The sequence below is a fragment of the Trichloromonas sp. genome (assembly GCF_034006665.1).
Lineage (GTDB): Bacteria > Desulfobacterota > Desulfuromonadia > Desulfuromonadales > Trichloromonadaceae > Trichloromonas.
The window spans coordinates 99,196-123,689 of the sequence record NZ_JAVESI010000002.1 but is presented as its reverse complement, the minus strand read 5'-3'; the positions used below and the strand labels follow the sequence as shown (position 1 = coordinate 123,689).

25 protein-coding genes are annotated in these 24,494 nt (G+C 61.0%); 11 read left to right on the top strand and 14 right to left on the bottom strand.

All coding sequences use genetic code 11. The features are described from left to right. Positions 1-10: 10 nt before the first annotated feature. The 7 genes from RBR25_RS01855 to RBR25_RS01825 all read left to right on the top strand — a co-directional run bounded on the left by RBR25_RS01855 (position 11) and on the right by RBR25_RS01825 (position 6,693). Positions 11-1,447 (top strand): efflux transporter outer membrane subunit, encoded by a 1,437-nt coding sequence (locus RBR25_RS01855; RefSeq protein ID WP_432817827.1) that lies wholly within the window; start codon positions 11-13, stop codon positions 1,445-1,447. Further along, the gene (locus RBR25_RS01850) at positions 1,444-2,745 is read left to right on the top strand and encodes an efflux RND transporter periplasmic adaptor subunit (protein WP_432817826.1); all 1,302 of its coding nucleotides are present in this window, start codon (positions 1,444-1,446) and stop codon (positions 2,743-2,745) included. The genes RBR25_RS01855 and RBR25_RS01850 overlap by 4 nt, the downstream gene beginning before the upstream one ends. Beyond that, positions 2,742-3,461 carry an ABC transporter ATP-binding protein gene (locus RBR25_RS01845; protein WP_432817825.1) on the top strand — a complete coding sequence of 240 codons (720 nt, stop codon included), beginning with the start codon at positions 2,742-2,744 and terminating at the stop codon, positions 3,459-3,461. Before RBR25_RS01850 ends, RBR25_RS01845 begins: the two co-directional genes overlap by 4 nt. Next, on the top strand, positions 3,461-4,666 hold the full coding sequence (locus RBR25_RS01840) for an ABC transporter permease (RefSeq protein ID WP_432817824.1): 1,206 nt from the start codon (positions 3,461-3,463) through the stop codon (positions 4,664-4,666). Before RBR25_RS01845 ends, RBR25_RS01840 begins: the two co-directional genes overlap by 1 nt. A gap of 92 nt (positions 4,667-4,758) precedes the next feature. After that, positions 4,759-5,031 (top strand): hypothetical protein, encoded by a 273-nt coding sequence (locus RBR25_RS01835; RefSeq protein ID WP_432817823.1) that lies wholly within the window; start codon positions 4,759-4,761, stop codon positions 5,029-5,031. Positions 5,032-5,106: 75 nt separating this feature from the next. Next, entirely contained in the window at positions 5,107-5,757 is a 651-nt protein-coding gene (locus RBR25_RS01830; protein ID WP_432817822.1) for a hypothetical protein, read from the top strand. A gap of 183 nt (positions 5,758-5,940) precedes the next feature. Next, positions 5,941-6,693, top strand: a complete 753-nt coding sequence (locus tag RBR25_RS01825; RefSeq protein WP_432817821.1) for a DUF4197 domain-containing protein — start codon at positions 5,941-5,943, stop codon at positions 6,691-6,693. A gap of 58 nt (positions 6,694-6,751) precedes the next feature. On the opposite strand, the gene truA is transcribed toward RBR25_RS01825, so the two are convergent. From truA to leuB, 4 genes are all read right to left on the bottom strand, one after another. Beyond that, positions 6,752-7,489, bottom strand: a complete 738-nt coding sequence (gene truA, locus RBR25_RS01820; RefSeq protein WP_432817820.1) for a tRNA pseudouridine(38-40) synthase TruA — start codon at positions 7,487-7,489, stop codon at positions 6,752-6,754. A gap of 26 nt (positions 7,490-7,515) precedes the next feature. Further along, positions 7,516-8,292 (bottom strand): energy-coupling factor transporter transmembrane component T family protein, encoded by a 777-nt coding sequence (locus RBR25_RS01815; protein WP_432817819.1) that lies wholly within the window; start codon positions 8,290-8,292, stop codon positions 7,516-7,518. A 12-nt stretch (positions 8,293-8,304) separates the two neighbouring features. Continuing rightward, positions 8,305-9,327 carry an aspartate-semialdehyde dehydrogenase gene (locus tag RBR25_RS01810; protein ID WP_432817818.1) on the bottom strand — a complete coding sequence of 341 codons (1,023 nt, stop codon included), beginning with the start codon at positions 9,325-9,327 and terminating at the stop codon, positions 8,305-8,307. Positions 9,328-9,573: 246 nt separating this feature from the next. Then, positions 9,574-10,662 carry a 3-isopropylmalate dehydrogenase gene (gene leuB, locus RBR25_RS01805; RefSeq protein ID WP_432817817.1) on the bottom strand — a complete coding sequence of 363 codons (1,089 nt, stop codon included), beginning with the start codon at positions 10,660-10,662 and terminating at the stop codon, positions 9,574-9,576. A gap of 245 nt (positions 10,663-10,907) precedes the next feature. Between leuB and RBR25_RS01800 the strand changes: the two genes are divergently transcribed. Next, complete coding sequence (locus RBR25_RS01800; protein ID WP_432817816.1) at positions 10,908-12,509, top strand: aspartate:alanine exchanger family transporter; 1,602 nt, start codon at positions 10,908-10,910, stop codon at positions 12,507-12,509. A gap of 275 nt (positions 12,510-12,784) precedes the next feature. Here the strand turns inward: RBR25_RS01800 and RBR25_RS01795 are convergent, their stop codons facing one another. From RBR25_RS01795 to RBR25_RS01750, 10 genes are all read right to left on the bottom strand, one after another. Then, positions 12,785-13,297, bottom strand: coding sequence for a peptidylprolyl isomerase (locus RBR25_RS01795; RefSeq protein WP_432817815.1), 513 nt, complete (start codon positions 13,295-13,297; stop codon positions 12,785-12,787). Positions 13,298-13,385: 88 nt separating this feature from the next. Beyond that, positions 13,386-14,033, bottom strand: coding sequence for a metal-dependent transcriptional regulator (locus RBR25_RS01790; RefSeq protein WP_432817814.1), 648 nt, complete (start codon positions 14,031-14,033; stop codon positions 13,386-13,388). Continuing rightward, a complete protein-coding gene (locus tag RBR25_RS01785; RefSeq protein ID WP_432817813.1) occupies positions 14,030-14,227 on the bottom strand; it encodes a hypothetical protein in 198 nt (65 codons plus the stop codon). Before RBR25_RS01785 ends, RBR25_RS01790 begins: the two co-directional genes overlap by 4 nt. Further along, entirely contained in the window at positions 14,224-16,185 is a 1,962-nt protein-coding gene (gene feoB / locus RBR25_RS01780; RefSeq protein WP_432817812.1) for a ferrous iron transport protein B, read from the bottom strand. Before feoB ends, RBR25_RS01785 begins: the two co-directional genes overlap by 4 nt. A gap of 106 nt (positions 16,186-16,291) precedes the next feature. Next, on the bottom strand, positions 16,292-16,729 hold the full coding sequence (locus RBR25_RS01775) for a Fur family transcriptional regulator (RefSeq protein WP_432817811.1): 438 nt from the start codon (positions 16,727-16,729) through the stop codon (positions 16,292-16,294). Between the two features lie 156 nt (positions 16,730-16,885). Further along, the gene (locus RBR25_RS01770; protein ID WP_432817810.1) at positions 16,886-17,635 is read right to left on the bottom strand and encodes a cytochrome c biogenesis CcdA family protein; all 750 of its coding nucleotides are present in this window, start codon (positions 17,633-17,635) and stop codon (positions 16,886-16,888) included. Positions 17,636-17,641: 6 nt separating this feature from the next. Further along, positions 17,642-18,175, bottom strand: a complete 534-nt coding sequence (locus RBR25_RS01765) for a TlpA family protein disulfide reductase (RefSeq protein ID WP_432817809.1) — start codon at positions 18,173-18,175, stop codon at positions 17,642-17,644. A gap of 66 nt (positions 18,176-18,241) precedes the next feature. Then, positions 18,242-18,655: a metallopeptidase family protein gene (locus tag RBR25_RS01760; RefSeq protein ID WP_432817808.1), complete on the bottom strand. Its 414-nt coding sequence runs from the start codon at positions 18,653-18,655 to the stop codon at positions 18,242-18,244. Then, complete coding sequence (locus RBR25_RS01755) at positions 18,652-19,113, bottom strand: PaaI family thioesterase (RefSeq protein ID WP_432817807.1); 462 nt, start codon at positions 19,111-19,113, stop codon at positions 18,652-18,654. Before RBR25_RS01755 ends, RBR25_RS01760 begins: the two co-directional genes overlap by 4 nt. 92 nt (positions 19,114-19,205) lie before the next feature. Then, on the bottom strand, positions 19,206-20,522 hold the full coding sequence (locus tag RBR25_RS01750) for a trypsin-like peptidase domain-containing protein (RefSeq protein WP_432817806.1): 1,317 nt from the start codon (positions 20,520-20,522) through the stop codon (positions 19,206-19,208). 70 nt (positions 20,523-20,592) lie between these two features. Here RBR25_RS01750 and RBR25_RS01745 point away from each other — a divergent pair, with 70 nt between their 5' ends. From RBR25_RS01745 to RBR25_RS01735, 3 genes are all read left to right on the top strand, one after another. Next, positions 20,593-20,841 carry a hypothetical protein gene (locus RBR25_RS01745; RefSeq protein WP_432817805.1) on the top strand — a complete coding sequence of 83 codons (249 nt, stop codon included), beginning with the start codon at positions 20,593-20,595 and terminating at the stop codon, positions 20,839-20,841. A gap of 109 nt (positions 20,842-20,950) precedes the next feature. Then, complete coding sequence (locus RBR25_RS01740) at positions 20,951-21,892, top strand: AEC family transporter (RefSeq protein WP_432817804.1); 942 nt, start codon at positions 20,951-20,953, stop codon at positions 21,890-21,892. Between the two features lie 250 nt (positions 21,893-22,142). Beyond that, on the top strand, positions 22,143-24,401 hold the full coding sequence (locus RBR25_RS01735; RefSeq protein ID WP_432817803.1) for an ATPase, T2SS/T4P/T4SS family: 2,259 nt from the start codon (positions 22,143-22,145) through the stop codon (positions 24,399-24,401). Positions 24,402-24,494: the final 93 nt, after the last annotated feature.

Here is a 24,494-nt window from a genome sequence, read left to right as displayed (position 1 = left end):
GAATCGGAATATGACGACAAAGACCGGAATTTTCCTGCCGACCCTGGCCTGGCTCTGGCTGGCCGGTTGCGCGGCGGTCGGGCCAGATTACCGGGCTCCGGAATCAAAGGTGCCCGAACACTGGCACGCCACGCTGGGAAACGGCGTCACCCCGGCCGCCCATCCCGAGGCGCTGGCCGAGTGGTGGCGCGCCTTCGATGATCCGCTGCTGACCGAACTCGTCAAGCAAGCGGTCGCCGGCAACCTCGACCTGCGCCGGGCCCAATCCCGGCTGCGCCAGGCCCGCGCCGAACGCGGCGGGAAACAAGCCGACCTCGCGCCGACGGTCGACGCTACCAGTTCCTTCAGCCGCGCCCGGACCAGCGATTCCGGAGCGTTGAACAATCTCTATCAGCTCGGACTCGACGCCGGTTGGGAGGTGGATCTCTTCGGTGGCCGTCGACGTGCGGTGGAAGCCGCCGACGCTGGGGTGGCATCCGGCGAGGCGGATCTGGACGACGTGCTGGTTTCCCTGCTCGGCGACGTGGCCCTCGACTACCTCGATCTGCGCACTTATCAGGCCCGGATCGAGGTGGTCGAAAAGAACCTCGCCTCTCTGAGCGAAACCTTCGCCATCGTGCGCTGGCGTGCCGAGGCCGGCCAGATCGGCCACCTCGACGTAGAACAGGCCCGCGCCAACCTGGAGCAGACCCGATCCCAGCTCCCCGACCTGAAAACCTCGCTGATACAGGCGGAAAACGCCCTCGCCGTACTGCTAGGCGTACCTCCCGGCTCATTGAATAATCTGTTGGCCGAAACGCGACCCATCCCTAACCCGCCAGCGGAAGTGGCAGTCGGGGTGCCGGCGGAAACCTTGCGGCAGCGCCCCGACATCCGCAAGGCCGAGCGGGAACTGGCCGCCCAGACCGCCACCGTGGGGGTGGCCACGGCCGAACTCTATCCCAAGTTCAACCTGTCTGGTTCCATCGGGCTGGATGCCCTGTCGTCCGGCAAGTTCTTTACCGCAAGCAACCGCACCTGGCGGATCGCGCCGGGAATCAGTTGGAACCTATTCGACGCCGACCGCATCCGCCAGAACATCGCTATCCAGAGCGAACTGCAGGAGCAGGCCCTGCTCACCTACCAGGCGACGGTTCTCGGTGCCCTGCGGGAGGTGGAAAACGCCCTGACCGCCTACGCCGACGAGCAGAAACGCCACGCTTTACTCGATCTGGCGACCCAGGCCGCCGAGCGGGCGGCGGAACTGGCGAGCATGCAATACCAGGCGGGGCTGATCGACTATCTGACCGTCCTGGAAACCGAACGCTCACAGCTCAGTTTGCAGCAACAACTGGCCGAAAGCCAAGGGCAGGTCATGATCAATCTCGTGCGTCTGTACAAAGTTCTGGGCGGCGGCTGGAACGCATTACCGGCAAACGCCGCCTCTCATCAGGAGGATACTCTTTGAAAAATACAAGCCAAGCATCGTCCGGCGAAAAGATTCGCGAAACCCTCGGCCTCGCAGGCGCCGCTTCCAAATCGTTCTGGAAGCGTTGGTATTTCTGGCTGGCGCTGGTGATCCCCATCGCGATTGCCGCCCTTCTCTGGCCGGGGCGAACGGAACGGATCATCCTGCGCTACCAGACTGCCCCCATCGAACAGGGCAATCTCGCCGTCACCGTAACCGCCACCGGCAACCTGGCCCCGACCAACGAAGTGGAAGTGGGAAGCGAACTTTCGGGGATCGTCGCCAGCGTCGCTGTCGACTACAATGATCGAGTCAAGGTCGGCCAGGTTCTGGCCAAACTGGACGTCACCAAACTGAACACCCAGATTCTCCAGTCCGAAGCCGCCCTCGAATCGGCCAAGGCCAAAGTGCTGCAAACCCAGGCCACGGCCAAGGTCGCGCGGAGCAATCTGGAGCGTCTGCGCCAGGCGCGGGAACTGTCCGGTGGGAAAGTACCGGCGCCACAGGATCTGGACAGCGCCGAAGCCGAACTGTCCAAGGCGCTGGCCGACGAAGCCGGCGCCACGGCCGCGGTCGCGCAGGCGCGGGCGACCCTGGAGGAAATCCGGACCGATCTGAGCAAATCGACCATCGTCTCGCCGATCAACGGCATCGTCCTCGAACGTTCGGTGGAGCCGGGCCAGACCGTGGCCGCCTCGCTCGAAGCGCCGGTGCTCTTCACCCTGGCCGAGGATCTCGCCCGCATGGAACTACAGGTGGACGTGGACGAAGCCGACGTCGGCTCGGTCAAGGCGGGCCAAGAGGCCGTCTTCACCGTCGACGCCTACCCTGCCCGGACCTTCCCGGCTCGCGCCGTCCAGGTCCGCTACGGGGCCGATAACGAGGACGGCGTGGTCACTTACAAAACCGTGCTCGACGTCGACAACGCCGACCTGGCGCTCCGTCCGGGGATGACCGCCACCGCCGACATCACCGTCGAAAAGCGGGATAACATCCTGCTGGTGCCCAACGCTGCCCTGCGCTTCACCCCCGCCGCCTCGGCACCGGCCCAAACCACACAACAAAAAAACAGCCTGCTCGGCAAAATCCTCCCCCACCCGCCGACCCACCCGGAGAAAAAACCGGCGACGGCCGCGCCTGCCCCCGGCCGGCGACAGCTCTGGATTCTGCGTGACGGCCAGCCGGCGGCCGTCGAGGTGACGACCGGCCTCACCGACGGCCTGAAAACCGAGATCGTCGACGGCCCCCTGCAACCGGGCACGGCGGTCATCACCGGCGCCGAGGAAGGCGGCGCATGAAAACCCCATCCTCACCAACAGCCGCCCCGCCGCCGTTGATCGAACTGCAGGGGGTGGTCAAAACCTACGGCCAGGGGCAGGCCAGCATGCAGGCCCTGCGCGGCATCGATCTGCGCATCGAGCGGGGTGACTTCGTCGCCGTTATGGGCCCCAGCGGTTCCGGAAAATCGACCTGCATGAACATTCTCGGCTGCCTCGACACGCCAACCTCGGGCTGCTATCTCTTCGAGGGAGTCGAGGTCGGGGCGCTGCCGCGCAACCGGAGGGCGCTGCTGCGACGGCACTATCTCGGCTTCGTCTTTCAGGGGTTCAACTTGCTCAACCGCACCTCGGCCCTGGAAAACGTGGAACTGCCCTTGGTGTACCGGGGTATGCCGGCCCAGCAGCGGCACGCTAGGGCGATGCGGGCGCTGGAAACAGTGGGACTCGGCGGCTGGGCCGGCCACACGCCGAGTGAGCTCTCCGGAGGGCAGCAGCAACGGGTGGCCATTGCCCGCGCCATCGTCACCGATCCCAAGGTCCTGCTGGCCGATGAACCGACCGGCAACCTCGACTCGGCGCGCGGCATCGAAATCATGGAACTGCTCACCGCCTTGAACCGGGACAAAGGCATCACCATCGTCATGGTCACCCACGAACCGGATATGGCCGACTTCGCCTCGCGCACCATCCGTTTTCGCGACGGCCTGGCGCAAAGCAACGGGAGGAACGTCTGATGATGTGGAACACCCTGCTGCTGGCCATCCGGGAAATCCGCCGCAACGTCCTGCGCTCGTTGCTAACGATGCTGGGAATCATCATCGGCGTGGCGGCGGTCATCGTCATGGTCACCCTCGGCGGCGGCGCCACCGCCCAGGTGCGCGAACAGATCGCCAGCCTCGGCAGCAATCTGCTGATGGTCACCCCCGGCCAGCGGATGGGACCGGGCACCGAATCCGCCGCCGCGCCCTTCGATCTGGACGACGCCGTCGCCATCGCCGCCGCAATCCCCAACGTCGCCGCCGTGGCCCCGGCCGACTCCAGCGCCGTGACCGCCGTCTTCGGCCACAAGAACTGGTCGACCCAGGCCACCGGCACCACCAATCCCTATTTTCAGGTGCGCAACTGGAAGCTCCATACGGGTCGGGAATTCGCCGACACCGAACTGCGGGCGGGCAAGGCGGTGTGCGTAATCGGCGAAACCGTGCGTAAGGAGCTGTTCGACACCACGGACCCCATCGGCAACAAGATCCGGCTCGGTAAAATCTCCTGCCAGGTGGTCGGCCTGCTGGCCGCCAAGGGGCAATCGACCATGGGCCAGGATCAGGACGACATCATCGTCCTCCCCCTGCGGACCCTGCAACGGCGAATCACCGGCAACCGGGACGTCAAGTTGATCCAGGTCTCTGTTCGCGACAGCGCTTCTACCGAAAAAGCCAAGGAAGACATCATCGAGCTGATGCGCAAGCGGCGCCGCGTCTCCACTCTCGAAGACGACGACTTTCAGGTGATGGACATGAAGGAAATCGCCAAGATGCTCACCAGCACCACCCAGACCCTGACCGCCCTGCTCAGCGCGGTGGCGGCGGTGAGTCTGCTGGTCGGCGGGGTCGGCATCATGAACATCATGCTGGTTTCGGTCACCGAACGCACCCGGGAGATTGGCATCCGCCTGGCCATCGGCGCCTTGGAACGGGAAGTGCTGATGCAGTTCTTGGTGGAAGCGGTGGTCCTCTCCTCTTTGGGCGGCCTCATCGGCATCCTGACCGCCATCGCCGGGTCGGTCACGTTGACCCGGATCCTCAACATTCCCTTCGTCTTCAACGGCGGCATCATGTTCGTCGCTTTCCTCTTCTCCGCCGCCGTCGGCATCATCTTCGGCTACTTCCCGGCCCGGCGCGCCGCCAGCCTCGATCCCATCGACGCCTTGCGCCACGAATGAACGGATTGACGCCGTTCAACCAGCCCGTCATTCCACCCTGATCTTCCGCTTGCCACCTGTGTTCCCCCTTTTTCAAAGGGGGAGACCCTTCATTGGCCCCTTGGCTGGAGATTGACACCAATCAAAATAGGTTTTGCCACCAACCAAAAACACACCGGCAGAGCCAGTGGTTTACTGAAAAGCTCAACAACCGCGACGCTGGCCAGATCAGCGTCGCCACCGACATTTCGCAGGCGGAACTGGCGCTGGAAGCCGCCATGGGCGTGGTTGCCAAGGTCGCGAAAATCTCCATCTTGATTACCTGGATTGAAGCGGCCCGGTCCTGCGTTACAAACCGTTACGATTTTTCAACCCGACTCCAATAAATCCATTTTTCCGAACAGCCGAAAAGCCTGTCAGGGAAGGCAACGGTCTTCGAACTCACGACCAGGAGGTTGACCATGATCGGTGGCATCAGCGGAACCAGCGGTTACCAGAGTCTCACGGCGCTGCAAAGCGCGAAACAACGGCCCGACCCGAAAGAGTTTTTCAACAAGGTGGACAGCAACGCCGACGGCGGCGTCGATCAGACCGAGCTGTCCGGCCTGCTGGAAAAAATGGCGGAAAAATCGGGCACGACCATCGACGCCGAAGAGGCGCTCACCACCTTCGACGCCAACAGCGACGGCGTACTCGACCAACAGGAACTCAAGAGTCTGATGGAAGAAAGTGGTTTCCGGCCACCGCCGCCGCCCGTGGGCCAGGCCATGGGTGCCTACGAAATGTTCAGCGCGGTGGATAGTAGCGGCGACAGCAGCATCGACGAAACCGAACTGACCACCCTGCTGGATAAAATAGCAGATCTGACCAGCTCCAGCCTCGACGGGGAAGAAACCCTGGCGAACTACGATGCCGACGCCAGCGGTTCTCTCGACGAGGACGAATGGCCCGGTCTCATGCAAGACCTCGCGTCGCCACCGCCCATGGAGCAGGCCACGGCCGCCTACGGCATGAACATGGAAGATCCGATGCAGAGCCTGCTCGACACCTTGACGGGCAGCGACAGCGGAAATCAACAAAACATCTTTTCCCGACTAAACGTCATTTCCTGAATGCCCAAACGCCGGCTCTTCCCCCCAGTCGCCTCGCCTTGTCAACGCGACTGGGGGGGGAACCCAACGCCCCCCAGAACCCCCAGACGCGAACTCCGGAAATCCCTCTCCTCTTTTGCCGTAAGCAGTGCTAGAATCCCCGCCGTCGAAAATCCCCACCCTCTCGCTTTCGGAGTCTCCATCATGCGTGCCCTCGTCGCCTGCCTCCTCGCCCTGACCCTGCTCACTTCCTGCGGCGGCGATCCCCTCGACCGGATGAAATCGGGGATTTCCCATTTTGCCGAAGACACGTTCCGGAACAACCTGGCCAGGCAGCTGGTCAAAGGACTGGGTCAGGGCATCCGGCTAGCGGCAAACGAACTGGCCGGCCCCGGCGGATACCTGGACAACCCGCTGGTTCGCATCCTCTTGCCGCCGCCGGTAAATCTCGCCCTCGGTCTGATTCGCGATATCCAGGCCAAGCCCGATGTCAACCCGCTGTTGCTGGCCATGAACCGGGCGGCGGAAACCGCCGTACCCGGCGCCGTCCCAATCCTTCTCTCCACCCTCGACCAGATCAATACCATTCGGGCGCGGGGCCTGCTCGACGCGGGAAAAACCGCCGCCACCGACTATCTGAAAGAGCAGACCGAAAGCAAGCTCAAGGAAACCCTGGCCCCGGTGGTCATGGAGTCCCTGACGAAAAATAACGGCCTCGCCCAGTACGGGCAACTTCTGACCGCGCTCCACGCCCAACAGAAAGTGCGGGAAGTCGATCCGGCTGCGCCGCCGACCTTCGACGAACCGCAAGTCGATCTCGTCGACTATGTCACCCAACAGACGGTGAACGGCCTGTTCAAGACCATCGGCGTCGAGGAAGAACGGATCCGCAACGAACTGGATCGCACCGAACTCGATTTACCGGAGACCCTCAAGCCTTCGGCATCGCGAAGCTGATTCCTACCGGTTCGAAGACCTCATATCCCGCACAAAAAAAGGGGCGTTCATGACCCCGTCATTCGTAACGCACTTCCATCAGGCAGAGCCCCTGCGGCGGAGCGGTGCGCCCCGCGCGCAACCCCGGTTCCGCACGCAGCACCCCGGCAAGCTCATCGAGATCCATCTTGCCCCAGCCGATTTCCACCAGGGTGCCGGCCATGATCCGCACCATGTTACGGAGAAAGGCGGTCCCCCGGACGTCGATATGCAACAGCTCGCCATCCCGCACGAGCTCCACCGAACGCATTTCCCGCACCGTGGTCACGGCATCGCAACCCGAAGTGCGAAAAGCGGCGAAGTCGTGGCGCCCCACCAGCAGTTCCGCCCCCTGACGCATGCGCTCCTCGTCGAGGGGGCGGGGCACATGCCAGGCATATCGCGCCGCCAGGGGGGAACGTACCGACGCAGTGTGCAGGGTGTAGCGATACCATTTGCCCCGGGCGTCGAAACGGGCGTGAAACCCGCCCGCTGCCTCGACCGCCGCGCACACGGCGATATCCGGTGGCAGCAGGCAGTTCAGTCCTTCGCGATAGGCGCTCATCGGCAGTTCGCGCTCGGTACGAAAATGGGCCACCATCCCCCGGGCATGGACCCCGGCATCGGTGCGCCCCGACGAAGTGAGGCGCACGGTATGGCCAAGCACCTTCGCCAGGGCTTCTTCCAGCACCTGCTGCACGGCCGTGCCGTTGGCCTGGATCTGCCAGCCGACATAAGCGGTGCCGTCATATTCGATGGTCAAACGGATGGTTTTCATCGGAATTCAGCCGTGAAGAAAAGGGATTAGAGGAAACCCCAGATAAGCAGCAGCGCCAGCAAAGCCCCGGCAGCCAAAGGACCGTTCCAAGGGGATGGGACGAACGCGGCGGGGGAGGATTCCAGCGTCGAGCCGGTCATCGCACTCGCGCGGGCCAAGGCATCAGCACGCTCGACCAGACCGATAATCAGGGGCGCCAGCATGCGCGCCGCCAGCCGTCCCCGCGCCGCCGGGGACCCCCGGCCAAGATCCTCGCCTCGGCTGCGAAAGACCGCGATCTGCAGAGCCGCTTCTTCCCGCATGAGGGGGATAAAACGCAACACCAGTTGCCCGAGACGGATCGGCTCAGCAACCGACAGACCGAACCGACCCAGCGGCGCCAACAGGGTGGCGACGGCAGCGGCCAGCGCCTCGGCGGAGGTGGTCAGGGTCAGCAGCGAGGAAAAGGCCATCGCCAGCAACAGCTGAACGGAGACGGTGAGCCCGCGCAGGAGGCCGTCATAAGAGAGCATTTCCAGGCCGAAAAGGGTTCGGCCGGGGGTCAGGAAAAGATGCAGCAGCAGGGTAAAAAGCAGCAGCCAACGCAAAGATCGCAGGCTCCGTGAAACAAAACGCCAGGGCAGTCCGGAAAGGATGAAGAGCGTGACCAAGCAGAAAGCCAAGGCCGCGAGCCGCGCCGGGGCGTCGTTGGCGAAGCTCGCGATGGCAAAAAGGGGCAGGACGCCCAGCTTGAGCCGGGCATCGAGACGATGCAAGGGGGAATCCCCCGGCACATACCGCCCCAGCATCAGATCATCCAGCACCGACGCCACTCCTCATTCCTCACTCCCTAAAAGCAGTAGCTCAGCGAGCCGTACCGCCGGCAAAGCTGCCCCGGTTCGCAGATTATCCGCCGCCAGCCAAAGATCGAGCCCGCCCGCGCGCGATGCATCGGCGCGTAAACGCCCGACCTGCACCTCGTCCCGGCCGGCAGCATCGAGGGGCGTGGGATAATCCCCGGCGGTCGGATCGTCCACCAATTCGACCCCAGGGGCCACGGTCAGGGCCGCGCGAGCCTGATTGGGATCGAGCGCCCCTTGCGCCTCGACATTCACTGCCGCGCTATGACCATAGAAGACCGGCATTCGCACCGTCGTCACGCTGATCTTCAGCTCGGGAAAATCGAAGAGGCGCCGCAAATCGGCAATCATCGCCGCCTCTTCGTTATCCACCCCGTCGGCAGCGAAGGAGCCGGTTTGCGGCAGGCAGTTGAAAGCGATCTGCCGAGGAAAAACCTTGGCCTCGCAGGGCCGGCCGTTAAGAAGTTCGCCGCACTGCACCCGGAGTTCGTCCATCCCGGACTGACCAGACCCGGAGACCGCTTGCAGACTGGTCACCACAAGCCGCCTCAGGGGGCTGAGATCGTGGAGCGGTTTGAGGACCAGGGCTAGGGCGACCGCCGCCGCGCCGGGGATAGCAATGATTTTCTTCCCCCGGGCCTGAGCGATTTCCTGGGGATTGACCTCCGGCAGCAGCAGCGGCACATCGGCATCGTGGCGCCAAGCGTCGGTGAGATCGATACAGACCGCTCCGGCGCGGGCGGCAACGGGACCGAAACGGGCGCTGACGGCGGCCGGAGCGCAGAAAAAAACGAGATTGATGCCGGTGAAGGCCTCTTCGTCGAGACATTGCACCAGTAGCGCGTCGCCACGGAAGTCGAGAAACTCGCCCTCCGACTTATCCGAGGCCAGAAACCGTGCTTCCCCGACAGGAAACTCACGCTCTTCAAGAATTTCGAGCAACTGCCGACCGACAAGGCCGGTGGCACCGACCACAGCGACATTAAATTCTTTGGACATGGATTTGAAACTCCCTGGATTTCTTCGGGGATGAAAAAACATGAAGGCACGGAGAACCGCGATTCCCCGTGCCTTGTCTCTATGACTGTGGCAATCAGCAGAATGCTGAAAAACCTTCGGATACCAGGCTGATCAAAAATGCCCAGGTGCAAGGCGCCCGAAATGCGAGGGGTAAGACGTACCTAGCAGGTGCGTCGCAGCGACGAGGATGAGGGCAACACCGCAGATGGGCGTTTTTCATCAGTCCTAAAGATTGGCGATGATGGCCGCGCCAATCTCCATGGTATTGACCTTTTTCTCGCCCGGCTTGTTCTGGAAGATATCGCCGGTGCGATAGCCCTGGTTTAAGGTCTTCTCCACCGCCGCGTCGATAGCGTCGGCGGCATCGTTCATACCGAAGGAATAGCGCAGCATCATCGACGCCGACAGGATCTGGGCGATGGGATTGGCTATGCCCTGGCCGGCGATATCCGGGGCACTGCCGCCGGAGGGCTCGTACATGCCGAAAGTGCCTTCGGCCAGGGAGGCCGAAGGGAGCATGCCGAGGGAACCGGTGAGCATGGCGGCCTCGTCGGAAAGGATGTCGCCGAACATGTTTTCGCAGAGCAGCACGTCGAACTGCTTGGGCCAGCGCACCAGTTGCATGGCACCGTTATCGACGTACATGTGAGAGAGCTGGACGTCGGGGTACTCCTTACCGATGCGGGTGACCACCTCGCGCCAGAGCACCGAGGTCGAGAGTACGTTGGCCTTGTCGATGGAGCAGAGCTTCTTGCCGCGTTTTTGCGCCGCCTGGAAACCGACATGGGCAATGCGCTCGATCTCCGGCACGCTGTAACGCATGGTGTCGACACCGATCCGCGCATCCCCCTCCCCTTCGATCCCCTTGGGTTGGGAGAAGTAGATGCCGCCGGTGAGCTCCCGCACCACCAGCACGTTGAAGCCGCCGGCGATGACCTCTTCCTTGAGACTCGACGCGCCGGTCAGGGCCGGGAAGATGATGGCCGGACGCAGGTTGGCGTAAAGACCGAAGATTTTCCGCAGTGGCAAGAGGGCACCGCGCTCCGGCTGCTCGTCGGGGGGCAAGCTTTCCCACTTGGGACCGCCGACCGAGCCGAAAAGGATGGCGTCGGAAGCCTTGCAGATATCGATCGTGGTCTGGGGCAGGGCCATGCCCTCAAGGTCGATGCCGGCGCCGCCGACGTTGGCGAAGGTACGCGCGAATTTCACGTCAAACTTCTTTTCAATAACATCCAACACCTTCAACGCCTCGGCCATCACCTCGGGGCCGATGCCGTCGCCGGGAAGAACCGCTACTTTGTACGTCTTTGCCATGCCTGTTCATCTCCTTTAGCCGGACTAAATGGGATTCCTGTTGAATAAACAAAAAAAGACAGGTTTTTCAAACGGTTGCCAATAATAAAGAGGTGCATGGGGAGAAGTCAAACCTTTTTTGCCCGCCCCGGCCGCCCTTTCCGTCCAACAGCAAAAGGGAAATCCGCTGGACTTTAGCAAAGTCATGGGCTAAACCTTAATCCAATCCTTGAGCCTTCCACCTTCAGCCTTCAGTCTGCCTCCCCATGTCCCTGCTGCAAAACCCCATCGTCATCCTGATTACGATCATCGTCCTCGGCGAACTGCTGGGCAAGGTCCGGCTGTGGAATCTCTCTCTTGGCCCTTCGGGGATCATTTTCGTCGCCCTGGCCTTCGGCCACTTCGGCCTGATCGTTCCGGAAGGGGTACAGACCATCGGCCTCGCCCTCTTCATCTACGCTGTCGGCCTACAGGCCGGTCCCGGCTTCGCCAGCTCCTTTCGTAGCCACGGCATCCCCATGACCCTCGCCGTGCTGCTGATCGCCACAGCCGGCACTCTGGTCGCCTGGGCCTGCTGCGTGCTCTTCGGTTTCGACGCCGGCACCGGTGCCGGCCTCCTTTCCGGTGCCATGACCAGCACCCCATCCCTGGCAGCGGCGGTGGAGGTCGTCGGTCACGCACAGGCCCCCGCCGCCTACGGCGTAACCTACGGCTTCGGCGTTATCGGCATGGCGGTCCTGATCAAACTGCTGCCGCGCCTGCTCCGAGCCGATATCCGCGCCGAGGAAGAGCGTCTTGCCCGGGAACTGGCGGAAGAAAACCCGCCGATCACTTCCATGCACATCGAGGTGAGCAACCCCAACCTTTTCGGTAAACGCGTCGCCGACATCTTTCTCAAAAGCATCGCCCCGGTGACCATCACCCGCCTCCTCGCCAAGGGCGCCGACGAGCCGGTTCTGGTGGGAGCCGATACGATCCTGGAGGAAGGGGATCAGCTGCGGGTGGTGGGACGTCCCGCCGATCTGGAGAAGGTCCAACTTTACATCGGCAAACCGGTGGATCGACAGATCGCCTTCGAGCGCATGCTGGGGAAAAAGAGTATCGTCCTCTCCAAGCGTCAGTTCGCCGGCAGCACCCTCGGTTTCTTCAACTTCCGGGAAAACTTCAACGTGCAGGTGGCGCGCATCACCCGGAACGGCATGGACCTGCCAGCCGACGCCAACACCCGCCTGCACCTCGGCGACGTACTCCATTTCGTAGGGGATGAAAGGGCCATGCGCAACATCAGCCGCATGCTCGGCAACGACCTCAAGGCGACCTACGATATCAGCCTGCTGCCGATTCTGGTGGGATTATTAATCGGCCTGCTCCTCGGCAATCTGACCCTGCCTCTGCCGCTGGTCGGACCGCTCAAGCTCGGCACCACCGGCGGGACTCTGCTGACCGGGCTTATTCTCGGCGCCCGCTACCAGACCGGACCGCTGATCTGGGACATTCCCGCCGCCGGCAACCGGCTGATCCGCGATCTCGGTCTGGCCCTCTTCATGGCGGCGGTCGGCACCTCAGCCGGCGTCACCTTCGTCGCCACCTTGCAGGAGCGGGGCTGGCCGCTGCTCGTCTCCGGCATGCTCGTCACCTTGCTGCCGGTCCTCCTCGCCGCCCTGGTCGGGACGTTCGTCCTGCGCATCTGTCTGCTGCGCCTCCTCGGCACCTTGGTCGGCGGCATGACCAGCGCCTCGGGCCTCGCCTCCGCCAACGCCCTCTCCGCCACCCCTTACGCCGCCGCCGCCTACGCCACTGTCTATCCGGTGGCGCTCATCGGCAAGATCCTCGCGGTCAAGGTTCTGCTGCTGATCCTGCCGGCATAAAAAATGCGCCCCTCACCCCATGGTGAAACCGCGCGTTTTTATCCCTTGATGAACCTTTTTACTGGGGGGTAAAGGTGTTTGGAGCTGATTTCCGAAGCGCCCTGCGTTGCGTCAAGTTCCAGATTTTCGGGAGAGAAGCGTTTGATCATTTTCTACGCCTGTCCATGAAGCTTCTTCGTCACCCCCAACAGCCCGAAAAATGAATAAAGCCGTTTGCAAAACTTTCATCCGCAAGCGGCTTCGGGTTTATCCCACATCGGACTTCAATCCAAATCTTAATCCAGCACTTCGACGTGGTTGATGACGATCGCTTCCTTGGGTACGTCGTCGTGCCCGGCGACTTTGGTTGTGGCCTGCTGTTCGATGGTGTAGACCACTTTCATGCCGTCAACCACTTGGCCGAAGACACAGTAGCCGAAATCCTGCTCGCTGGTACCGGTGTTGTCGAGAAACTTGTTGTTCTCGGTGTTGATGAAAAACTGGGCGGCGGCACTGTCGACTTCCGCCGTGCGCGCCATGGCGACGGTGCCGGTCTTGTTCTTGAGCTTGTTGCGGGCCTCGTTGACGATGGGAGGCCGGGTCGGCTTTTCCTCCATCCCCGAAGTGTAGCCGCCTCCCTGGATCATGAAACCCTTGATGACGCGGTGGAAGATGGTGCCGTCATAATGGCCGGCCTTGGCGTAGGTGATGAAGTTTTCGACGGTGACCGGCGCCTGCTCGGTAAAGAGTTCGAGGACGATCTCGCCCAGGGAAGTGTCGATCTGGACGAGGGGATTGGATGCGCTCATCGGCGTTCCTTTCGTGAAAATCGATCAATTGGTTCAAAAGACCCCCCTGGACAAAGGAAGACCGGAGGGGATTTCAACCTCCATACCATCACCCCTTGCGCACGAAGATTTCCCGCGCCAGTTCCTGATCGACGGCGAACTCCGAATGGCCGACCTTGAAGATGAAGGTCGGATAGGTGCGGCTAAGTTGCAGGGTATTGCCGGGAAGCACCCCCATGCTCATCAGCTTCTGCATCTTTTTCGGATCGCTGGTGGAGAGATAGGCGATCTCCCCCGTGCCTCCGGCCTTGAGTTCGGTGAGAGCGACAACTCCGGTCTCCCCCCGCAAGCGGGCCTCCTCGCAGCACTCGCCGGGAGGAATCGGCTTGCCGTGCGGGCAGGTGGTGGGGTGGTTAAGCAGGGTGCAGAGCTTGGTATCGACGCCAAGGCGCAACAGATGCTCAAACTCACAGGCCCGCTCGTCGCCGGAAGAGCCTTTGAGGTCGAGAACATCCATCAGCAGCCGCTCCGCCAGGCGATGGCGGCGCACGGTCATGCGCGCTTCGGGCCAGCCTTCCTGGCGCAGGTAAACCCGCTCCCCTTTCACCTCGATATAGGCGAGGCGGTCGAGTTCACGCAGGGCCTCATCCTCGGGACCAACCCCCAGAGCGCTGAGATGGGCGGAGTTATCCCCCTCCTCTTCCGTGGCAATCCACAGGGCCTCCAGAATATCCTCGGCTTTGTCCGACAGGTTCATGAATGGTCATCCTCGGTGTGAGTTTGGCTTACAGACTCTTTCTTCTCCGCCAGACGACGCAGATAGGCGGGAGTCACAGGATTTTCATGGCCGCAATAGGGACAGTGTAACTTACGGCAGCCCCCCTTGCACAGCCCGCAGGACTTTTGAACGTAGTCGGCGGGAATCTCCCGGCCGCAAAATCCGCATTTCATGAGAGCACTCCGGTCAAGAAGAGCAATTGGTTAAGTCCCCAGCCGACGGAAAAAGCGAGCAGGGTGACGAAGACGAAGATACTGCAGGCAACCTTGCCGCCGCGCTCCTTGAACATGACCAGAAACTGGGCAACGCAAGGGACAAAAAGGGTCAGGGTCACGGCCGCCACGGTGAGTTGTACGGGAGTGAGCAGCCCGGCGGTCTGCAGATCATAGAGACCGGCAGCGCCGAAATCGCGGCGGAAGAAACCAAAGATGAAAGCGGCGGAGACCTCCGTCGGCAGGCCCAAAGCCAGCATCGCCGGGGACATGACCCGAACCAGCCAGTCGAGGGCGCCGGTCATCTTTCCGGCCCAGAGCAGCACCGAGGCGAGAATGAAAAGGGGGAATATCTCCAGAAAATACCACTGCATACGGGTCAGCGTCTTGACCAGCACGTTGCGCGGCTGAGGCATGCGCAGAGGAGGGATTTCCATGTAAAACATCGGCCGCTCCCCCGGCACCAGATGTGCCGAGAGAAAACCAATGAAGAGAAAGACCGCCGCCAGGGTCAGCGCCCAGACCAGCAGCGACCCCGGCACCTCGGAAAGGAGGCCGAGGATGACGCCAAGTTGGGCGCTGCACGGGATCGCCAGGGCGAGCAGCATGGTGGCGATGATGCGCTCGCGCACCGTTTCCAGGGTCCGGGTGACGATGGTCGCCATGGTATCGCAACCGAAACCAAGCACCAGAGGAATGACCGCCCGGCCGTTGAGGCCGATGCGTTTAAAGAGACGATCAACCAGCATCGCCAGCCGGGGGAAGTAGCCGGTATCCTCGATGACCGAAAAGGCGATAAAAAAGGTGCCGACAATAGGCAGGACGATGGCGACGGCATAGCGCACACCGAGGGTAAAAATGCCGTACTCCCCCACCAGCAGTTCGTACAGCCAATTCCAGGATAGATAGCGCTCGCCGAGGCCGATCACCCAGGGATTAATGATTTCCTCGAAGAGATGCCCCTCGAAAAGATCGACGATGGTGCCGGCGCCGAAACCGCCGACAAACTGGTAGAGACCGAAATAGAGAACCGCTAGGAGCAGCGGCACGCCGGACCAAGGGTTCATGGTCCAACCGGAGAGGCGCTCGGAAAAAGTCGGTCCGCCCCCCTGGCGCTGGCTGATCACACCGTCGAGCAACCCCTTGCAGACCCGTTTGCGTTCCAGACTGATGCGCAGATGCAAATCGACGCGGCGCTCGAAGACGATGGCCTTGACCTCAGCCTCGATGGCTTCCCGTCGCTCAGCTTCGGCGGACAGCACCCGCTGATGAATCTCGTCGTCCTTTTGCAACAGCAGAAGCGCCAGGGCGCGCCGGTCGAGGCGGTAGTCGCCGTGCAGCAGGCTGGTGATCCGGGCAATATCCCGCTCCAGGTCGGCGGCATAGGCGAAATGCGCGCGGTGCAAGGGATCGAAAGCGGCGATGGCGGCACAGATTTCCGCCAACCCCCGGCGCCGACCTAAAGCCGCGCCGACCACGGGAATCCCAAGTTTTTCCTGCAACAGGGGCAGGTCGATGACCATGCCGACACTCTCGGCTTCGTCGAGGATATTGACCACCAGAATCACCGGCAATCCCGCCTCGATCAGTTGCAACGTCATGGGCAGCATGCGCTCGATGTTGCGCGCCGCCAGCACATGCACGACCACCAGAGGATCTTCCTCCAGGAGGATGGTGCGCGCCACCCTCTCCTCCTCGGTGATGGGCAACAGGGCATACATGCCGGGGGTATCGAGAACCTCGTAACGTTCGCCGTCGACGTCGCAGTGCCCGCGAGAAACCTCGACCGAGGTGCCGGGATAGTTGGAGACCGTAGTATAGGCGCCGGTCAGGGAATTGAAGAGCACACTCTTGCCGACATTGGGATTGCCGACCAGGATGATTTTACGGGGATCTTGCGAAATGAGCTTGTCTGCCATGCAATTTACTTCCAGGGCCAAGGGTCATGGAAGCGCTGCCCGTCGGCGAATGGCTTCCGCACCATTTGGGGATGGGCCGTCATTTTTATGCCGCGGGCCGGGAAAATCACCCTAGCTTTTTCTGACAGGCGGGACAACGTCCAAAGATTTCATGACGATGAGTAAGGAGAACGTAGCCGTGCTGACGGGCGATCTCTTCCTGCAAAGCCTCGATACGCGGATCCTCGAATTCGACGATGGCGCCGCAATCCTTACAGATGAGATGATCGTGGTGTTCGGCCTCGGAGGTCGACTCGTAGCGGGTCTGGCCGTCACCGAAATCCCGGGAGGCGGCAATGCCGCATTCGGAGAAGAGCTTGAGGGTACGATAGACGGTCGCGTAACCTATGTTGGGATGTTTCTTGCGCAGTTTGAGGTAAAGATCCTCCGTCGACGGATGGGAATCGCAACGGAGAAAGGCGTCGAGAATGACCTCGCGCTGGCTCGTCCACTTGAGGCCCCGCTCGGACAAACAATCCCTAAAAATCCGTTTCTTTTCTTGCATCGGCCACCTCTTATTGAAATTGGATTTCAATTTACAACAAGGAGTGCGACGGGTCAAGGAGATTTTGAGAATCTGCGAAATGAGGCATGCCGACCAGAGCCGTCACTACGACGAGGATAAGGACAACGCCGCTAATCGGCGTCCTTCATCAGCCGATCAACCGGTCATGGGAAGGAAACGGTACAGATAGCCCGTGAGTTTGCCGAACAGATTGAAGAAGAGCATCAGGCCGACAATCATCAGCAAGCCGCCGGTGATGATCTCCATGATCCGGATATGTTTACGGAAGCGATTGAAAAAGGAAAGGAAACTATGGAAGAGAACCCCGGAGATGAGAAAGGGGATGCCGAGACCCGCCGAATAGACCGCCAACATGAGAATGCCCTTGGCGTAATCGGCCGAAGTACCGGCCACCAAGGCGAGAATGCCGCCGAGAATCGGGCCGATGCAAGGGGTCCAGCCGGCGGCGAAGGCCAGGCCGACAAGGAAGGTGCCGAGAAAACCACTCGGCTTCTCCCGCAACTGAACGCGCCTTTCACCGAGAAGCACTCCGAAGTGGAAGAGTCCAGACATATGCACACCGAAAAAAAACACGAGTACGCCGCCGATGCGTTGCACCCACACCAGCCCTTCGCGCAAATGGACCTGGAAGGTCGCGGAAGCCACTCCCGCCAAGGCGCCAAGACTGATAAAGACCACCGAAAAACCGGCGATGAAGGTCAGGCTGTGCAGCACCACCGTCAGCCGCACCTTGGCCGAGGGCCGGGTATCTTGCAACTGGCCGAAGGAAAGGCCGGTGATGTAGGTCAGATAGGAGGGAATCAGCGGCAGCACGCAGGGGGAAAAGAAACTCAGGATCCCGGCGGAAAAGGCAATCCAATAAGTCAGGTCGGCGGCGTTGCCCATGGGCGCTTATCCCTTCGCAAGAAAGGTGAGGTAGTCAACGGTTGCATCATTATCCCATTCCTGGGCACCAAGAATGTGGTTGAGAATGACGCCGTCCTTGCCGATGATAAAGGTTTCGGGAAAACGGAAGACCCCGTAACGGTTCTGCGCCTTGGCTCCGGAATCGAGGAGAATGGGAAAGGTGAACGTCTTGCCCTGGAGAAAGGAAGGAACCGTATGGGGGCCCTCAGGCTCGACGTTGAGCGCAATCATGACAAAATCAAGCCCCTGCATCTTTTCGTGAAGCCGCTGCATGGCGGGCATCTCCTGACGACAGGGCGGACACCAGGTGGCCCAGAAGTTGAGCATGACCACCTTCCCCCGGTACTGCTCAAGGTTGACGACCTTGCCGTTCAGATCGAAAAGCTGGATGTCAGGTGCCAGGGCGCCGACCTTGACCCCGGCCGAGGGGGGGATTTCGGGGCGGGCAACCCCGCCGAAAGACGGGACGGCCGTGCCGAGCAAAAGGATGGCGAAGAGGGGCAAGAAGGACAGACGCATGGAAAATCCTTTCATATAAAAATTCGATGCTGAAATGTGTACTATTGAATACAAAAAAAGTCAAGATTAGTCTGAAACCGCCGACGTCCCCCTCCCCTCCGTCGCCTCGACCCAAAGTGCTTCGATGACGTCCATCTGTTCCTCGCTGAAGCCAAAGTAATGGGCCAGTTCGTGGATAATCGTCTCGCGCACGATCTTGCCGAGAGGTTCGCCGGTCTCATCCCGGTAATTTTCCACCGCCCCCTGATAGAGGGTGATGACGTCAGGCAGGCCGATGTAGTCATGGGTTCGCTCATCCAGCGGCACCCCGCGATAGTAGCCGAGCAGGTCGCGAGGGTCGTCGAAACCGACTTCCGCCAAGGTTTCGGCGTCGGCCCAAGTTTCCACCTGAAAAGAGAGGTTGCGCACCTCGGCAAGAAATTCCCGGGGAATCTTGGCGATCATCCGCGTCACCAGATGCTCAAAGGTCCGGCGGTTCACGTATCGAAACCCTGATTGCGAGCGACGCGGAAGACCGAAGTGAAATGCACGACCTCCGTCCCCTGCTCGTCGAAAAGCCCGGCCTCGCCGTAAAAAGTACGCCCTTCCGGGCCGCGCACCTCGGCCCGGGCCGTCACCCTTCCCGCCCTGACCGGTGCCAGAAAGCGCGTGGTCAACTCGGTGGTAGCGAAAATCGTCCCCGGCGGCAACAGGGATTTGATGGCCATGGCCACCGCCGTATCGGCCAGGGTGGTCAGCGCCCCGCCGTGCATGAAGCCGCCCCCCATGGCCAGTTTCACCTGAAAATCGAGGGTCAGCAGCGCTCGGCCCTCTTCCGCCTCGACAATGCGCAACCCCACCAGATCCTCAAAGGGCGCGGTATCGATCCAGCCGTCCAGGACAAACTGCTGCTCCAGCGGCCGCCGCAACGCCTCCCCATCCACCAGTAAACGCGACATGAAATATCCTCTCAAATTAATTGGGCGAAGTCTCGGGGGATATCATCCCTTCAGCCTTCAGTCTTCGGTCTTCAGTCTTTCCACCTGCATTTCTACAAATCGACATAATAGCCGCGCCCGCCCCGTACCACCAGAAAGCGCAGGGGTTGGCGGCCATACAAATGTTCCATCAGGCGGCTGAATTCATCCACGGAGGAGAGCCTTGCCCCGGCGACCTCGACCACAAAATCGCCGGAACGGATGCCGAGCTGCTCCGCCTTGCTCCCGGCAAGCACCGACTGCACCCGCAGCCCCTGGCGGCTGTCAGCCAGGCGCAGGCCGAAGACACGCTCGGCGTAATCGACGGCATAACCTTCGGGAATTGCGACGAGGGCGAGAGTCAGTTCCAGGGGCTCGACGCTACGAAGAACACCCAGACGGACGGAGTCACCGGGAGTGTAGGTGCGCAGCAGGGAACGGTATTCATCCGTCGCGCCGACGCGATCGCCGTCAACGGTCAGGACCACGTCGGCAATCCGCAGGCCGGCCTTTTCCGCTGGCGAACCGGGTTCGACGCCGTGGACCAGCACCCCGCCGGTGCCGTGACCACCGCTGAAGGCCTCTCCCACCTCTCCGGGAAGAATGCCGGTAAAGGTCGGACGCACCCGGCCGAACTCGATCAGATCGTCGAGCACCCGCTTGGCCGTATCAATGGGGATGGAGAAACCAATGCCCTGGGCCTGCTGAATAATCGCCGTGTTGATGCCGATCAGCTCGCCTTTGATATTAATCAACGGCCCCCCCGAGTTGCCGGGGTTGATCAGGGCGTCGGTCTGGATAAAAAGCCCGAATTCATTGTTTTCGGTGGACATGCGGCGGCGTGTCGAACTGACCACGCCGGTGGTGATGGAATGGCCAAGCCCGAGGGGATTGCCGATGGCGATGACCGTCTCGCCGACCAGCAGATCGTCGGAGCGGGCCGGTTTCAGTTCGGGAAAGGGGCCGGCCCCGAGAATACGCAGGACCGCCAGATCGAGCTGATGATCCTTGCCCACCAGTTCCGCCTCCAGTTCTCGTCCGCCGGTGGTCAAGGCCACGAAAATTTTCGAGGCCTTCTCAATGACATGGGCGTTGGTCAGAACCAGCCCCTGGGCGTCGATGATGACTCCAGTGCCAAGCGACTGGGTCTTGTAGGCGCGCGGTGGCGCCAGATCGCGGAAAAACTGGTCGAAAAAAGGATCGGAAAAACCGAAGAAAGGAGAGCCGCTTCGCCGCACCACCTTCTCGGTGCGAATATTCACGACCGCCGGGCCGGCCTTTTCTACCGCCGTCACTACCGGAGTGCGCCGCTCGGCGGCGACGGCGGAATCGCCCCAGGGCATTATCGACAGAATGACCAGGACTGCGTATCCGATGCATCTAAAAACCATAGAGCGCCTCCAGGGTCAGGGTTTGCGGATATCGTACTTTTCCATACGATGAAGCAGGGGATATCGGAAAATGCGCGAAAAGGCCGAGCCACTAGTGAAAAGCGGGGTCGCCCCGCCGAGAACAGAACCAGAATTTCCAGACGAAGAAGCTAAATACGGCGCATGGCTCGTTTTTACCCCAGCCCCCAAGGGAGTTCAAGCCCTTTCGCCGGATGAAAAAAAACCCTCCCGCCTTTTGCGGGAGGGTGAATCACAGGAGGCAAAAGTGAGTTATCTCACTTTCGCTGGCAATGATTGTAACAGATTTACGGATAATTGACACCCCGAACCTCTCTTTCCGTCGCAAATCTCGCAAAAATTACCCATGGACAGGCCGAAAAGCAAAAGGGTATGCTGACATCCTTGAATTGCCTGGATAACGGTGCCTCATGGCTCTTTTTTTCGATATCTTAAGCATCGTCCTGCCGGTCTTTCTGGTCATTGCCTTGGGCTATGGACTTAAGCGCCTGGCGTTGATCGACCAGGCCTTTCTGTTGCAGACCAACCGCCTGGTCTTTTATGTTTGCCTGCCGCTTCTGCTCTTTTACAAGATCGGCACCGCCGACTTCCTCGTCAACTTCAACGGCGCTCTGGTCATCGGCTCCTCGGCGGCCATCGCCGGGGGCTTTTTCATTTCCTACGCCTACGCCGCCATCCGCCACTATCCCCCGGAAGCGCGGGGTGCCTTCAGTCAGGGCGCCTTTCGCGGCAACCTCGCCTACATGGGACTGGCCATCGTCTTCAACGCCTATGGCGAGGATGGCCTGACCCGTGCCGGCATCCTCATGGGTTTTCTCGTCCCGGTTCTCAATTTTTTTGCCATTCTCGCCTTGCTCTGGCCGCACCGCCACGAAGAAAAGCGCGGCGCGGATTTCTGGGTCCGGCAGATACTCTTCAACCCGCTGATTCTCGCTTCCTTCGCCGGCATCCTCTGGAGTTTTCTCGACCTGCCCCTGCCCGTGGTCTTTGCTCGCGCCCTGGATATCGCCACGGACATGACCCTGCCCCTGGCACTCATCGCCATCGGCGGCGGTTTCAGCCTCGAACGGCTCAAGGGCGATCTCATGCGGGCCGCCTTCGCCACCGGCATCAAGCTGATCTGGCTCCCCCTGCTGGCGACCGTCATTCTCATCGCCCTCGGCGTCGGCGATCGGGATCTGGCCATCGGCATCCTCATGGCCGGAACTCCCGCCGCCACGGCCACCTACATCATGGCCCACCAGCTCAAAGGAGACGCCGAACTGGCCGGTTCCATCGTCATGATGTCCACCCTCCTCTCCGCCCTCACCTACACCCTCACCCTCTTTATCCTCCGCATCCAGGGTCTCTGATCCGTCAACAGGCCGTCCCGCCCGGAATCGACACCTATTGATATTGCGAAGAATTCATACAAAACCCATTCGGTATTTTCCCCACCGGCAAAAAGTCTTCCGCACTTTGATCACCATAAGATTTCCAAGCGGCTCACTCGCAACGGCTGCCCTGTCCCTGGTCGCATGGGAGATTCTTGACCGATTTCTTGCTTCGTTGTCTTATCGGGTATACTTATGTGTCATCAATCCTGATACGGACGGAGAAACGGTGTCAAAAGAACTGATCATCAAATTTCTCAACGGCAGTGAATGCCGGGGGCATCTCTTCCAACCTTTCGATCCGGAGGGCGCCGGGGTGGAGATCTTTCGTCCCGGCGAGGACCGGCCGGTCCTTTACCCTTTCGAGGCGATCTGTTTTATCAAACTTTTTGACGATCCCGGCAAGAATGTGCGCCAAAACAGCATTCTTGAAGATCTGCGCACCGCCACCGGCGAATCGTTCCGTCTTCTGATCAACCGGGATGAACGCTTCAACAAGGGGGTATTCGCCTACCCAGATGAACCCGGAACGGAGTTTACCCGCATCTTTTTCACCCGGCGAGGGCTCAACATCAAACGTCTCGACCGACCTTTGGGCGAGGTCCTGGTGCTGCAGGGTGCAGTTGATGAAAAGACGCTGAACACCGCTTTGGAGTTTCAGGACCAGCTGCGCAAACGGCGGCTGGGGGAAATGCTGCTCGAACAGAACAACCTTCCCCCCGAGACGATTGAAAACGCTCTGGCCAATGCCGCCAAAATGGGCCATCGCCCGCCCCGCTACCGAGTCGGCGACATTCTCATCGAAACCGGTCTGGTCACGCGCAAGCAGGTGGAGGAAGTCCGCGCCCGGCAGGATTCGGAAAAGCACAAGCGGCTCGGTATGATCATGGTCGAACAAGGCTTGATCAGCGAGGACCAGTTGCTGCACACCCTGGCCAAAAAGTTCGGCCTGCGGGTCATTGATCTCGATGAAATCCAGATCGCCCCCGAAGTCATGCGCCTGATCTCCCGCGAACTTATCGAACGCATGCAGGTTTTGCCCATCGAAGCGACGGAGCATCGGCTGGTGGTGGCGACCTCCACCCCGACCGATCCCACCATCGGCGAAAATCTGCACTTTGCCACCAACCGGCGCATCGAGCTGGTGGTGGCCAGTGCCCACAAGATCGAGGAACGCATCAATCAGCTCTTCTACGAATCGGATGAAAAGATCGAGGAACTGATTCAGAATCTGGACGGAATGGATGTGGAGGTGGTGGAGGAAAAGGAACAGGACCGCGTTGCCGAAACGGACTCCAAGGTTATCAACCTGGTCAACAAAATCCTCCTTGACGCCTTTCGCAAGGGCGTTTCCGACATCCATTTCGAACCGGAGATGGGGCCGTTACCCTTGATCGTGCGCTACCGTAAGGATGGCGAATGCTTTACCGCGCACAAGATCGCCGCCCAGTACAAAGCCGCCATCATCAGCCGCATCAAGATCATCGCCCGCCTCGACATCGCCGAACGGCGGCGGCCGCAATCGGGAAAGATCCTGCTCAAACAGGGGAAGGAACGCATCGAATACCGGGTCGAGATCACCCCGACCATCGGTGGGCAGGAGGACGCGGTGCTGCGGATTCTCAACGCCTCACGCATTCTCTCCCTGGAACAGCTGGGGGTCTCGGCACGTAACCACGACCGTTTCCGCGCCCTGATCAAGAAGCCCTACGGCATCATCCTCTGCGTCGGCCCCACCGGCTCGGGGAAAACCACCACCCTGCACTCGGCCATCGCCGAGATCAACACCGGCAACCGCAAGATCTGGACCGCCGAAGATCCGGTGGAAATTACCCAACGCGGTCTGCGTCAGGTGCAGATCAATACCAAGATCGGCTTCACCTTCGAGGAGGCGCTCCGCTCCTTTCTCCGCGCCGATCCGGATGTGATCATGATCGGCGAGATGCGCGACGTGATCACCGCCAAGGCCGCCATCGCCGCCTCGCTCACCGGGCATCTGGTCTTCTCGACCCTGCACACCAACAACGCCCCGGAGACCATCGTCCGACTCATCGAAATGGGGGAGGACCCCATCAACTTTGCCGACGCCATGCTCGGCATCATCGCCCAGCGTCTGGTGCGGCGCCTGTGCAACCAGTGCAAGGTTCCCTATCACCCCAGCCGCGAAGAATACGAGCAGCTGGTGGAATCCTACGGACCGGGGTATTACGAGCGCCACGGCATGCCCACCTACGACGACAATCTGCTGCTCCAGCGGGCCAAGGGCTGTCCGGCGTGCGACGGTTTCGGTTACAGCGGACGTATCGCCATCCAGGAGCTGCTGGTCAACTCCCCCGCTATCCGTCTCGCCATCCGTCAGCGCTCGGGGGCGGATCTTATCGAGCAGGTCGCCCGCGACGAAGGCATGGTGACCCTGCGCCAGGATGGCATCGAAAAGGTCTTTCAAGGCATCACCGACTTCAACCAGGTCAATCTGGTCTGCCTCTGACCTTCCTCCGCGTATAAACAAGAAACGGGTCGGATTCCCGAGGGAGCCGACCCGTTTCTTGTTTGCACCAGACGCCGCGTACGGCGTGATTCG

Coding starts and splice junctions, on each gene's coding strand:
- RBR25_RS01750 (WP_432817806.1), bottom strand. CDS start 20,522: ATGGTTTTTAGATGCATCGGATACGCAGTCCTGGTCATTCTGTCGATA.
- RBR25_RS01830 (WP_432817822.1), top strand. CDS start 5,107: ATGATCGGTGGCATCAGCGGAACCAGCGGTTACCAGAGTCTCACGGCG.
- RBR25_RS01740 (WP_432817804.1), top strand. CDS start 20,951: ATGGCTCTTTTTTTCGATATCTTAAGCATCGTCCTGCCGGTCTTTCTG.
- RBR25_RS01790 (WP_432817814.1), bottom strand. CDS start 14,033: ATGAACCTGTCGGACAAAGCCGAGGATATTCTGGAGGCCCTGTGGATT.
- RBR25_RS01855 (WP_432817827.1), top strand. CDS start 11: ATGACGACAAAGACCGGAATTTTCCTGCCGACCCTGGCCTGGCTCTGG.
- RBR25_RS01800 (WP_432817816.1), top strand. CDS start 10,908: ATGTCCCTGCTGCAAAACCCCATCGTCATCCTGATTACGATCATCGTC.
- RBR25_RS01765 (WP_432817809.1), bottom strand. CDS start 18,175: ATGCGTCTGTCCTTCTTGCCCCTCTTCGCCATCCTTTTGCTCGGCACG.
- RBR25_RS01845 (WP_432817825.1), top strand. CDS start 2,742: ATGAAAACCCCATCCTCACCAACAGCCGCCCCGCCGCCGTTGATCGAA.
- RBR25_RS01775 (WP_432817811.1), bottom strand. CDS start 16,729: ATGCAAGAAAAGAAACGGATTTTTAGGGATTGTTTGTCCGAGCGGGGC.
- RBR25_RS01795 (WP_432817815.1), bottom strand. CDS start 13,297: ATGAGCGCATCCAATCCCCTCGTCCAGATCGACACTTCCCTGGGCGAG.
- RBR25_RS01825 (WP_432817821.1), top strand. CDS start 5,941: ATGCGTGCCCTCGTCGCCTGCCTCCTCGCCCTGACCCTGCTCACTTCC.
- RBR25_RS01770 (WP_432817810.1), bottom strand. CDS start 17,635: ATGGGCAACGCCGCCGACCTGACTTATTGGATTGCCTTTTCCGCCGGG.
- RBR25_RS01810 (WP_432817818.1), bottom strand. CDS start 9,327: ATGTCCAAAGAATTTAATGTCGCTGTGGTCGGTGCCACCGGCCTTGTC.
- RBR25_RS01755 (WP_432817807.1), bottom strand. CDS start 19,113: ATGTCGCGTTTACTGGTGGATGGGGAGGCGTTGCGGCGGCCGCTGGAG.
- RBR25_RS01840 (WP_432817824.1), top strand. CDS start 3,461: ATGATGTGGAACACCCTGCTGCTGGCCATCCGGGAAATCCGCCGCAAC.
- RBR25_RS01745 (WP_432817805.1), top strand. CDS start 20,593: ATGCGCGAAAAGGCCGAGCCACTAGTGAAAAGCGGGGTCGCCCCGCCG.
- RBR25_RS01785 (WP_432817813.1), bottom strand. CDS start 14,227: ATGAAATGCGGATTTTGCGGCCGGGAGATTCCCGCCGACTACGTTCAA.
- truA (WP_432817820.1), bottom strand. CDS start 7,489: ATGAAAACCATCCGTTTGACCATCGAATATGACGGCACCGCTTATGTC.
- feoB (WP_432817812.1), bottom strand. CDS start 16,185: ATGGCAGACAAGCTCATTTCGCAAGATCCCCGTAAAATCATCCTGGTC.
- leuB (WP_432817817.1), bottom strand. CDS start 10,662: ATGGCAAAGACGTACAAAGTAGCGGTTCTTCCCGGCGACGGCATCGGC.